13 protein-coding genes are annotated in these 10,832 nt (G+C 67.6%); 2 read left to right on the top strand and 11 right to left on the bottom strand.

Translation table 11 applies throughout. The annotated features are described in order from the left end of the window. From AC2VOK_RS18075 to AC2VOK_RS18045, 7 genes are all read right to left on the bottom strand, one after another. On the bottom strand, window positions 1-894 hold an 894-nt coding region (locus AC2VOK_RS18075; RefSeq protein ID WP_428901695.1), incomplete at its 3' end, for an NAD(P)/FAD-dependent oxidoreductase. An 18-nt stretch (window positions 895-912) separates the two neighbouring features. Next, a complete protein-coding gene (locus AC2VOK_RS18070; protein ID WP_428901693.1) occupies window positions 913-1,731 on the bottom strand; it encodes a mycofactocin-coupled SDR family oxidoreductase in 819 nt (272 codons plus the stop codon). A gap of 179 nt (window positions 1,732-1,910) precedes the next feature. After that, complete coding sequence (gene tuf / locus AC2VOK_RS18065; RefSeq protein ID WP_428901692.1) at window positions 1,911-3,101, bottom strand: elongation factor Tu; 1,191 nt, start codon at window positions 3,099-3,101, stop codon at window positions 1,911-1,913. 136 nt (window positions 3,102-3,237) lie between these two features. After that, complete coding sequence (gene fusA / locus AC2VOK_RS18060; protein ID WP_428901691.1) at window positions 3,238-5,343, bottom strand: elongation factor G; 2,106 nt, start codon at window positions 5,341-5,343, stop codon at window positions 3,238-3,240. A gap of 82 nt (window positions 5,344-5,425) precedes the next feature. Next, complete coding sequence (rpsG, locus tag AC2VOK_RS18055) at window positions 5,426-5,896, bottom strand: 30S ribosomal protein S7 (RefSeq protein WP_428901690.1); 471 nt, start codon at window positions 5,894-5,896, stop codon at window positions 5,426-5,428. Further along, window positions 5,896-6,270 (bottom strand): 30S ribosomal protein S12, encoded by a 375-nt coding sequence (gene rpsL / locus AC2VOK_RS18050; RefSeq protein ID WP_007167812.1) that lies wholly within the window; start codon window positions 6,268-6,270, stop codon window positions 5,896-5,898. Before rpsL ends, rpsG begins: the two co-directional genes overlap by 1 nt. A gap of 277 nt (window positions 6,271-6,547) precedes the next feature. After that, window positions 6,548-7,195: a TetR/AcrR family transcriptional regulator gene (locus tag AC2VOK_RS18045; RefSeq protein WP_428901689.1), complete on the bottom strand. Its 648-nt coding sequence runs from the start codon at window positions 7,193-7,195 to the stop codon at window positions 6,548-6,550. A gap of 186 nt (window positions 7,196-7,381) precedes the next feature. Here AC2VOK_RS18045 and AC2VOK_RS18040 point away from each other — a divergent pair, with 186 nt between their 5' ends. Together AC2VOK_RS18040 and AC2VOK_RS18035 are read left to right on the top strand one after the other, a co-directional pair. Then, window positions 7,382-7,759, top strand: a complete 378-nt coding sequence (locus tag AC2VOK_RS18040) for a DUF3060 domain-containing protein (protein ID WP_428901688.1) — start codon at window positions 7,382-7,384, stop codon at window positions 7,757-7,759. Window positions 7,760-7,815: 56 nt separating this feature from the next. Then, entirely contained in the window at window positions 7,816-8,301 is a 486-nt protein-coding gene (locus AC2VOK_RS18035) for a DUF3060 domain-containing protein (RefSeq protein WP_428901687.1), read from the top strand. A gap of 4 nt (window positions 8,302-8,305) precedes the next feature. Here the strand turns inward: AC2VOK_RS18035 and AC2VOK_RS18030 are convergent, their stop codons facing one another. The 4 genes from AC2VOK_RS18030 to AC2VOK_RS18015 form a co-directional block, all read right to left on the bottom strand. Beyond that, a complete protein-coding gene (locus tag AC2VOK_RS18030) occupies window positions 8,306-9,073 on the bottom strand; it encodes a crotonase/enoyl-CoA hydratase family protein (protein ID WP_428901686.1) in 768 nt (255 codons plus the stop codon). Then, a complete protein-coding gene (locus AC2VOK_RS18025; protein ID WP_428901685.1) occupies window positions 9,070-9,792 on the bottom strand; it encodes a PaaX family transcriptional regulator C-terminal domain-containing protein in 723 nt (240 codons plus the stop codon). The genes AC2VOK_RS18030 and AC2VOK_RS18025 overlap by 4 nt, the downstream gene beginning before the upstream one ends. Window positions 9,793-9,795: 3 nt before the next feature. Further along, complete coding sequence (locus AC2VOK_RS18020; RefSeq protein WP_428901684.1) at window positions 9,796-10,734, bottom strand: crotonase/enoyl-CoA hydratase family protein; 939 nt, start codon at window positions 10,732-10,734, stop codon at window positions 9,796-9,798. Between the two features lie 8 nt (window positions 10,735-10,742). Then, window positions 10,743-10,832 (bottom strand): hypothetical protein (locus AC2VOK_RS18015; protein WP_428901694.1); only part of this gene is annotated, 90 nt, incomplete at its 5' end.

Below are 10,832 nucleotides of genomic sequence, written 5' to 3'. Positions count from 1 at the left end.
TTCTACGCGCGCTTGGTGTCCCGCCGCATCGCGCCACGACGCCACGTCGCCGAGAGCCCACACGTGGGGCACGCCGGCGCGGCCGGCCCGGTCGCAGGGCACGCCACCGTCGACACCGTCGACCTCCACGCCGCTGCCGGCCAGCCAGTCCGTCGCCGGATGCGACCCGATGCCGACCACAACGAGGTCGGCCGGCAGCTCGGCGCCGTCGGTGAGCACCACGGCCTCGACGTGCGCCTGCCCGCGCACCTGTGAGACGCCCACGCCGACGCGCACGTCGACTCCTTCGTCCCGGTGCAACCGGGCGATAAGTTCGCCGATCCGCTCCCCGAGCACCGCGGCCAGTGGCGTGGGCTGCGGCTCGACCAGCACCACGTCCACCCCGAGGCTGCGCAGGCTGGCCGCGACCTCGCACCCGATGAAGCCGGCCCCGACGACCACCGCATGCCGCGCGGCCGATGCATGCTCGCGCAGCGCCAGACTCTGGTCGAACGAGCGCAGCACGTGGATGCCTTCGAGGTCTCCGAACGCCGGGATGCGCCGCGGCACCAGACCGGTGGCGATGACGAGTTCGTCGTAGCCCAGCGTGTTCCCGTCGGCCAGCGTCACCGTCTGTGCGGTGGTGTCCAGGCCGGTGACGACCGAACCCAGCCGCAGCGTGACGTCCTTCTCGTCGTACCACTCACGCGGCTTGAGAGCGACGTCGTCGGTCTCTTTGCGCAGCACCTCCTTGGACAGCGGAGGCCGGTCGTAGGGCAGATGCACCTCCTCGCCGACGATCGTGATGGGCCCGGCGTATGACGAGCGGCGCAGTTGCTCGGCCGTACGGGCCGCGGCGAGCCCCCCTCCGACGATCAGGATGCCTGGTTCAGAACCCTCACTGGTCACATGCAGTTCATACACGATCGCCGATCAGTGCTTCAATGCACCCTTGTCGACGTTGATCTGCGTTCCCGACAGCGTGGCCGAGCCGTCGCCGGCCAGCCAGACCACCACATCAGACACCTCTTCGGGTGCCATGAAGCCCTTGGGCTGCAGCGGCATTGGCGGATAGCTGGGCAGGAAGGCCGGGTGCTTGGCGAACAGCTGCATCATCGCTTCCGGCTCGACCATCAGGGTGTCGACCGAGTACGGGTGGATGGAGTTGACGCGGATGCCGTACTCCCCCAGCTCGATCGCCAGCGTGTTGGTCAGTGCGGTCAGCCCGAACTTGCTCGCTGAATAGTGCCCGTTGCCCGGAGTGGCCTTCACGCCGGCCGCCGAGCTGACGACCACGATCGAGCCACCGTTTCCGGCCTCGATCATCGCGGGGATCGTGGCGCGCAGGGTGCGCCAGGTACCGGTCAGGTTGACGCCGATGACCGTGTCCCACTCCTCGTCGGTGAGTTCCCAGACCCGGCCCCAGCCCAGCACGCCGGCGTTGGCGACCAGGACGTCGAGCCGGCCGAACTGTTCGACACCGTCGGCGACCAGCTGTCGCAGCGCGGCATCGTCGCGGATGTCGGCCTCGCAGGCGAGCACCTTGCGGCCCTCGGCCTCCACCAGGCGGACGGTTTCGGCGAGGTCTTCGCGCGTGGCCGCCGGGTACGTCAGTCCGGGCGACGCCGGCGCGCAGATGTCGAGCGCGATGATGTCGGCGCCCTGGGCGGCCAGTCGCACCGCGTGCGACCGGCCCTGGCCGCGCGCCGCGCCGGTGACGAACGCCACCCGGCCCTGCAGTGATCCACCCACGCCCGTCCCTTTCGCCGCCCTGTCGCAGCAGCCAGGCTAGCAGCGAAACTGAAACGTGTTCTCGTTGACCCGCGGATCGCGGTCCGCGGCCGGGCCCGAGCGATCGATCACGTGACGTGGGTTCGGGGCAACGCGCGGCGGCGCCCACCCTTTCGGATGAGCGCCGCTACGCTGTCGAACTACTTGTTGATCGTGACGACCCGGCCGGCGCCGACCGTGCGACCGCCCTCGCGGATCGCGAACCTCAGACCCTCGTCCATGGCGACGGGCTGGATCAGCTTCACCGAGATGTTGGTGTTGTCACCGGGCATCACCATCTCGGTGCCCTCCGGCAGCGTCACCACACCGGTCACGTCGGTGGTGCGGAAGTAGAACTGCGGACGGTAGTTGTTGAAGAACGGCGTGTGCCGGCCGCCCTCGTCCTTGGACAGGATGTAGACCTGGCCTTCGAACTCGGTGTGCGGCGTGGTGGTGCCGGGCTTGGTCACGACCTGGCCGCGCTCGACGTCCTCGCGCTTGATACCCCGCAGCAGCAGCCCGACGTTGTCGCCGGCCTGGCCCTGGTCGAGCAGCTTGCGGAACATCTCCACACCGGTGACCGTGGTCTTGGTGCTGGTCGGCTTGATGCCGACGATCTCGACCTCTTCGTTGACGTTGATCACGCCGCGCTCCACCCGGCCGGTGACCACGGTGCCACGACCGGTGATGGTGAAGACGTCCTCGACGGGCATCAGGAACGGCTTCTCCGTGTCGCGGACCGGGTCCGGGATCGACTCGTCGACGGCGTCCATGAGCTGCTCGACGGACTCGACCCACTTGGCGTCGCCCTCCAGCGCCTTGAGCGCCGACACGCGGACCACCGGGGCGTCCTCGTCGAAGTCCTGGGCGGCCAGCAGCTCGCGCACCTCCAGCTCGACGAGCTCGAGGAGCTCCTCGTCATCCACGGCGTCGGCCTTGTTCAGCGCGACCAGGATGTAGGGCACACCGACCTGGCGGGCCAGCAGCACGTGCTCGCGGGTCTGCGGCATCGGGCCGTCGGTCGCGGCGACGACCAGGATGGCGCCGTCCATCTGGGCCGCGCCGGTGATCATGTTCTTGATGTAGTCGGCGTGGCCCGGGGCGTCGACGTGCGCGTAGTGGCGCTTCTCGGTCTGGTACTCCACATGGGAGATGTTGATCGTGATACCGCGCTGACGCTCCTCGGGCGCGTTGTCGATCTGGTCGAATGCGCGCGACTCGTTCAAATTGGGGTACTTGTCGTGCAACACCTTGGTGATCGCCGCGGTCAGCGTTGTCTTGCCGTGGTCAACGTGACCAATGGTCCCGATGTTGACGTGCGGCTTCGTCCGCTCGAACTTCGCCTTCGCCACTTCTGTGTCCTCCTGGACTTGTTGGTGCTCGTTAAAGCAGTGTTGATGTTTTCAGTTGTGCCGCGCCCAAGGCATTGCTGTGACCCGGCAAGGGTACTCCCCGTCGAGCCTTACTGACCGGTCGCCTTTACTCCGCTCACTGACCCGTCGCCTTCGCGATGATCTCCTTCGACACGTTCGCCGGCACTTCGGCGTACGAGTCGAACACCATGGAGTAGTTCGCCCGACCTTGCGTCTTGGACCGCAGGTCGCCGACATAGCCGAACATCTCCGACAGCGGCACGTGCGCCTTGACGACACGAGAACCGCTCCGCTCCTCCATGGCCTGGATCTGGCCACGGCGGGAGTTCAGGTCGCCGATCACGTCACCCATGTAGTCCTCCGGGGTGGTGACCTCGACGGCCATGATCGGCTCCAGGATCACCGGCTGCGCTTGCGCGGCGGCCTTTTTCAGCGCCTGCGAACCGGCGATCTTGAACGCCATCTCCGACGAGTCGACCTCGTGGAAGGCGCCGTCGAGCAGGGTGACCTTGACGTTGACCAGCGGGTAGCCCGCAAGCACGCCGTACTGCATGGCGTCCTGGGCTCCGGCGTCCACCGACGGGATGTACTCACGCGGGATGCGCCCACCGGTGACCTTGTTCTCGAATTCGTAGGTCGCACCGTCTTCGCCGTGGAACGGTTCGAGGCTGATCAACACCTTGGCGAACTGGCCCGACCCGCCGGTCTGCTTCTTGTGGGTGAACTCGACCTTGTCGACCGTCCGCTTGATGGTCTCCTTATAGGCGACCTGCGGCTTGCCCACGTTGGCCTCGACCTTGAACTCGCGCTTCATCCGGTCCACCAGGATGTCCAGGTGCAGCTCGCCCATGCCGCCGATCACGGTCTGGCCGGTCTCCGCATCCTGGTGCACCTTGAAGGTGGGGTCCTCCTCGGCGAGCTTCTGGATCGACAGGCTCAGCTTCTCCTGGTCGCTCTTGGTCTTGGGCTCGATGGCCACCTCGATCACCGGGGCGGGGAAGCTCATCGACTCCAACACGATCTGGTCGTTGGGGTCGCACAGCGTGTCACCGGTGGTGGTGTCCTTGAGCCCGATCACCGCGTAGATGTGCCCCGCGCTGGCCCGCTCGACCGGGTTCTCCTTGTTGGAGTGCATCTGGAACAGCTTGCCCAGCCGCTCCTTCTTGCCCTTGGTGGCGTTGATGACCTGGCTGCCGGACTCGACGGTGCCCGAGTAGACACGGACGTAGGTCAATTTGCCGAAGAACGGGTGGCTGGCGACCTTGAACGCCAGCGCGGAGAACGGCTCGTCGGTCGACGGCCGGCGGGTGATCTCCTCGCCTTCCTTGCCCGGCGCGTGCCCGACGGCCGGCGGCACGTCCAGCGGCGAGGGCAGGTAGTCGATGACCGCATCCAGCATCGGCTGCACACCCTTGTTCTTGAAGGCGCTGCCGCACAGTACCGGGTAGGCCTCCGAGTTGATGGTCAGCTTGCGAATGGCGCCCTTGATCTCCTCGACCGTCAGTTCCTCGCCGGCGAGGTACTTCTCCAGCAGCGCCTCGTCGGTCTCGGCGACCGCCTCGATCAGCTTGGTGCGGTACTCGTCGGCCTTGTCGGCCATGTCCGCGGGAATCTCGACGACGTCGTACTTCTCACCGAGCTTGGCCTCGGCGCTCCACACCTTGGCCTTCATCTCCACGAGGTCGACGACACCGGAGAAGTCCCCCTCCGAGCCGATCGGCAGCTGGATCGGGATGGCGTTGGCGCCCAGGCGCTCCTCCATGGTGCGCACCGAGAAGTAGAAGTCGGCGCCGATCTTGTCCATCTTGTTGACGAAGCAGATCCGCGGCACGTCGTACTTGTCGGCTTGGCGCCAGACCTGCTCGGACTGCGGCTCGACACCTTCCTTGCCGTCGAAGACCGCAACGGCACCGTCGAGCACGCGCAGGCTACGTTCCACCTCCACGGTGAAGTCGACGTGCCCGGGGGTGTCGATGATGTTGATCTGGTTGTCGTTCCAGAAGCAGGTGGTGGCGGCGGAGGTGATGGTGATCCCCCGCTCCTGCTCCTGCTCCATCCAGTCCATCGTGGCTGCACCGTCGTGGACCTCACCGATCTTGTAGCTGATGCCGGTGTAGTAGAGAATCCGCTCGGTCGTCGTCGTCTTGCCGGCGTCGATGTGCGCCATGATGCCGATGTTGCGGACCTTGGTCAGGTCGGTCAGCACGTCCTTCTGTGCCACAGAAGTCTTCCCACTTTCGATTACTCAGTTCGCTGTCCTGGTTGCGCCCGGCCACGTTGCCAGCCGACGCGTTTTTCGGCTCCTACCAGCGGTAATGCGCGAAGGCTCGGTTGGCCTCGGCCATCTTGTGGGTGTCCTCGCGTCGTTTGACGGAGGCCCCCAGGCCGTTGCTGGCGTCGAGAAGCTCATTGGCGAGTCGCTCGACCATGGTCTTCTCCCGGCGTTGCCGCGAGAAGCTCACAAGCCAGCGCAGCGCCAGCGTGGTGGACCGGTCGGGACGGACCTCGACGGGCACCTGGTAGGTCGCACCACCCACGCGGCGGCTGCGGACCTCAAGGGCGGGCTTGACGTTGTCGAGCGCGCGCTTGAGCGTGATGACGGGGTCGGTTCCCGTCTTGTCGCGGGCCTGCTCGAGCGCGCCGTAGACGATGCGCTCCGCCAGCGATTTCTTACCCTGGAGCAGAACTTTGTTCACCAGCTGGGTGACCAGCTGCGACCCATAGACCGGGTCGTTGACCAACGGACGCTTGGGCGCCGGTCCCTTGCGCGGCATCAGCTCTTCTCCTTCTTGGCGCCGTAGCGACTGCGAGCCTGCTTGCGGTTCTTGACACCCTGGGTGTCCAGCGATCCGCGGATGATCTTGTACCGCACACCCGGCAGGTCCTTCACCCGGCCGCCGCGCACCAGCACCATCGAGTGTTCCTGCAGGTTGTGGCCCTCACCGGGGATGTAGGCCGTGACCTCCACCTGGCTCGTCAGCTTCACGCGCGCGACCTTGCGAAGCGCCGAGTTCGGCTTCTTCGGGGTCGTGGTGTAGACGCGGGTGCACACGCCACGACGCTGCGGGCTCCCCTTCAGAGCCGCGGTCTTGACCTTGGCGATCTTGTCCCGGCGGCCCTTGCGGACCAGCTGCTGAATGGTTGGCATCTAGGAGGCTTTCTGTGTTGAGCGTTCGGGGTGTTCGGGGTGCTGCGGGCGACGTCACGTTTTCGTAGTGCGACGTCTTCGTAGTGCGGTTGCACCCGGCCGCACTACCCCGCGGCCGGGTGTGTCGCATGCGCCCGGCAGCGGATTTCTTCGATGCGCCGTGGACATGCGAATTTGCCCGGCATCCCTTTACTTACGTCAGGCGCCGTAAGCCGCCAGGCACGAACCCCCACGATACCCGTCGCCGGTCTGGCGGGTCAAAGCGGCGGCCGTCATCTCAGGCATCGCCCGCCGTGGCGTGCCCCTCGGTGCGCTTTTCCAGGCTCGCCGCCAGGCGCAGCACCATGTCGGAGAACAGCGCATCGGTGTCGATCTCGTCCATCACGCCGGTCATCTCCAGCAGCACGAACCCGTGCAGGGCGGACCAGAACTCCAGCGCCGCGTGGAAGGCCTCGTCACCGTCGAGGCCGTAGGAGGTCAGCACGGCGATCACCGGTGCGGACGCACTCCTGGTCGCCGAGGTGTACTCGGGGTCGTCACCGCCCAGCGGCATCCGGGTGAACGCCGAGTACCGGCCGGGGTGGTGGTGCGCGTAGCTGCGGTAGGCGCCCGCCATGACCAGTACCGCGTCGTCGCGGCAACGCCCCTCGCCGACCCGGTTCAGCATGACGATGATGTCGTCGATGACCCGGATCCGAACCGCGCGCCGCAGGTCCTCGAGGCTGTGTACGTGGTTGTACAGCGAGGGACCTTTGGTCCCCAGCTGCGTCGCGAGCGCGTTGATGGTCAGCGAGTCCCAACCCTCCCGGTCCAGGAACGCCAGGGCGCCGTCGACGATGCCCTCGCGGCTCAGCTTCGCCGGCCGCGAGAGGGGCCTACCGCCCCTAGGGCGCCCGGCCGCCGGCGGTTCCGGCTGAGCTGCCATGCGGATGCCCTTCGATCTCGGTTGCTGCGGTCCTGCGGTCGACTGATGACTCTAGTGGGGTTCGTGACTGTAGTGGGGTTCGTGACTGTGGTGGCGAGTCGGTGAATGCGAAGAATCCTGTCATCGGTCAGCAGACTGCACGTAGTCTCGATCGTGCAGATTCGCCCGTGAACAAGGGGGCCAGCAGTGCACCGGACAGCCGTCACCGCGGCATTGGCAACGTGCGTGGTCACCCTCGCCGCCGTCCCCGCCGCGCCGCCCCCGGCCGCGCAGGCCAAGAACGGCGACACCCATGTCATCGGGGAAGGCGTCGAGCAGACGGTCGACTGCAACGAGGCGACGCTGGTGGTCAACGGCAACCGCAACGTCGTCACCGCACTGGGAAGCTGCTACGCCGTGACGGTCATGGGCTCGGGCAACACCGTCGTTGCCGACACCGTCACCCACGACATCACGGTCTACGGATCAGACGAGACGGTGTTCTTCCACCACGGCGCGCCGTTCCTCTGGGACCGCGGCCGTGAACTGGGCATGGTAAACCGTCTCCAGCAGGTGCCCGCCTGAAGACATAGCGACTGCCACCCGGATTGTCGTCAACGAGCGAGGAGAACCCAGCAGCGATGCGCGCCCACGTCACCGACCACCCCCTCCGCCTGGGCGCGCTCGCCCTGGCCCCGGCCGTCGCCGCCGTCGTGCTGGCGGGTTGCAGTTCCACGGCCAACCCGCCCGGAACCTCCACCTCGACGACGTCGAGCAGCCCGGCCTCGACGACGAGTGGCGGGGCCGCGCCGACGAGCACGAGCAGCGGCAGCACCACTGCCTCCGTCCAGATCGGCAACACGCTCAACTACGGGTCCATGGGGACGACGGCCACCCTGGACTGCGGTGACGGGAAATCGCTGAACGTGGGCGGCTCCAACAACACGCTCACCGTCACCGGCACCTGCGAGACCGTGACCATCGGCGGGGCGAGCAACACGATCACCTTCGACAAGGTCAACACCCGCATCAGCGTGGTGGGCCTCAACAACACCGTCACCTACAAGGCCGGCAGCCCGAAGGTGGACGACATCGGCCCGGGCAACACCGTCAAGCAGGGTAGCTGACCCGCTAGCCGTCTGGGGCGCCGTGGCGTCCGGCGCCGGCGGCGAACCGTCCGGCCCCTTCGTCGGCCTCCGCCGCGACCCGGGAGATGCTGGCGAATTCGAAGTCGATCGCCTCGGATTCAGTTGTCCCCCACTGATGCAGCGCCGAGAGCCGGTCCGAGCGCAGGCACTGCTGCGGCAGCGCGGCGAGCTGGGCCGCCAACTCCTCGGCGGCCCGCCTGGCCTGGCCCTTGGACACGACCCGGTTGGCCAGCCCGATCGCCAGTGCCTCGTCGGCGGCCACGGCGCGGCCGGTCAGGATCATGTCCATCGCACGGCTGTGCCCGATCAGCCGGGGCAGTCGCACGGTGCCCCCGTCGATCAGCGGAACGCCCCAGCGCCGGCAGAACACCCCGAACACGGCGTCCTCCTCGGCCACTCGCAGATCGCACCAGATCGCCAGCTCGAGGCCCCCCGCGACGGCGTAGCCACTGACCGCCGCGATCACCGGCTTGGAGAGCACCATCCGCGTCGGACCCATCGGGCCGGGACCACTGCGGTGCACGGCATTCGCCTCGGGAGTTCCGAAGGCTTTCAAATCGGCTCCGGCACAGAAGGTTCCACCATCGCCCCACAGCACTGCCACCGACGCAGTGTCGTCGCGGTCGAATGCGTCGAACGCCGCGTAGAGCGCTGCGGCGGTCGGGCCGTTGACCGCGTTGCGCGCCGCCGGGCGGTCGATGATCACCGTGGTCACCGCGCCGTTGCGCTCCACCCGCACCGGATCGTTCATGTCACCTCCATGAGTCGGGTCGCCTCGCGCCGTTGCGCCAGTTCGGTGGCGAAGTTGAGGTAGGCGGCGCGCAGCCGCGCGCCCGGCCAGTCGGCCGGCAGCAGTTCCTCGGGCAGCACCGGGTCGGTCAGCAGATGGCGCACCATCGCCGCGGCCACCATGAAACGGCCGGGAACGCCGGTGGCAGAAGCTATCTCGTCGAGCAGCCGGTGGCCGCTGTCCGACCAGGCGGGTAGGTCCCACAGCTGGCGGGCCAGCTCGGCCGGCGCCGGGTCGCGAGCCGTGAGCACCCGGACTCGACGCAACGTCTCCGGGCCGAGATCCGGATCGAGATTGTCCGGCCGCATCCACACCCCTTCGCGAAGCTCGCCGAAGCGCTTGTGGTGCATGGTCGTTCGCAGCGCGGCCCGAGTGCGGGCATCGGTGCCCACGGTGGTGACGATCAGAGTCAGCCAGTCCCCGCGCCAGGCCCGGGTTTGGGGGCGCATGGCCTCGTCCTGGCGGCGCTGGCGGGCCAGCAATCGTTTGGAGAGCCGGTAGCCGTCGGCCGAGCGGATCAGGTCACCGTTACCGACCATGCGGGTCAACGCCACCCGCAATGCGGTCTCCTTGATGCCGAAATCAGCCGTCAGCCCGATCAGCTCGCCGGCGGTGGCGCAGGCGGGATGGGCGCCCAGCAGCACGGACAGCACCACCGAACGGGCCGTCAGGTTCGCCATGGGCTACACCCCGGAGGCTCTGCGGCCGTGGTCGCCGAAAGGCTCGTCACGATGCCGGACCGCGTCGCGGAAGCCGTGTTCGACGGCGTCGGCGACGAAGCCATGCCCTTCGGGGGTGTGCCGGGCCACGCCGTCGAACACGGTGCTGACCATCCTGCTGGTGGCCACACCCTGTTGCAGCAGCGCGGAATTCAATGCGAGCTTGGCCATGATGAGCTGGTTGACCGGGACCGCGGCGATCCGCTGCACCAGCCGCTCGGTGCGCTCGTCGAGGTCCGCGGGTTCCGGCGCCTCGATCGCCAGGCCCCATTCGGCGGCCTGCGCGCCGGTGATGCAGTCGCCGGTGAACAGCAACCGCTTGGCGCGCTGGTCGCCGAGCCGGTGCGCCCACAGGCCGGCTGCCGGAATGCCCCACACGCGGGTGGGCGGGTAGCCGATCTTGGCGTCGGCCGCGGCGATGACCTGGTCGGCGTGCAACGCGATGTCGGTGCCGCCGGCCACGCAGTAGCCGTGGATCTTGACCACCGTCGGCTTGTCGGCGTGCATCAAAGACGAGAAGCCGCGCACGAACCGGCTCATCATCTGATAGTCGACCATCGGGTCCCACGGCTGGTTCGGCAGGTGGTTGATGGCTTGCGCTTTGCCGTCGAGCACAGTGCCCGCATATGCGCTGCTGCCGCCGGCCGAGCCGGTCCGGTCGGCGTAGGCGGACAGGTCGAAGCCGGCACAGAAACCCTCCCCGCGACCGGACACCAGGATCACATGCACGCCGGGATCGAGATCGGCACGCTCGACCAGCGCGGACAGCTCCAGCGGGGTGTCCGCGACGATCGCGTTGCCCTTGTCGGGCCTGTTGAAGGTGATCCGCGCGACCCGGTCGGTGACCTCGTAGGTCATTGTCTTCAGGTCCTCGAAGTCGACCGGCCTGATTGCGTGAGTCATGCTGCGGCTCAACCCTTGACCAGCGCGCGCTCCAGGATGGGTGAGACGTCGAGCCCGGCGGGCATGGTGCCGAAAGCGCCGCCCCACCGGCCGTCGAG

Source organism: Mycobacterium sp. TH-M116 (assembly GCF_057473685.1).
Note: the sequence above shows the minus strand (reverse complement) of the source record. Positions and strands in the feature narration are given on the sequence as shown.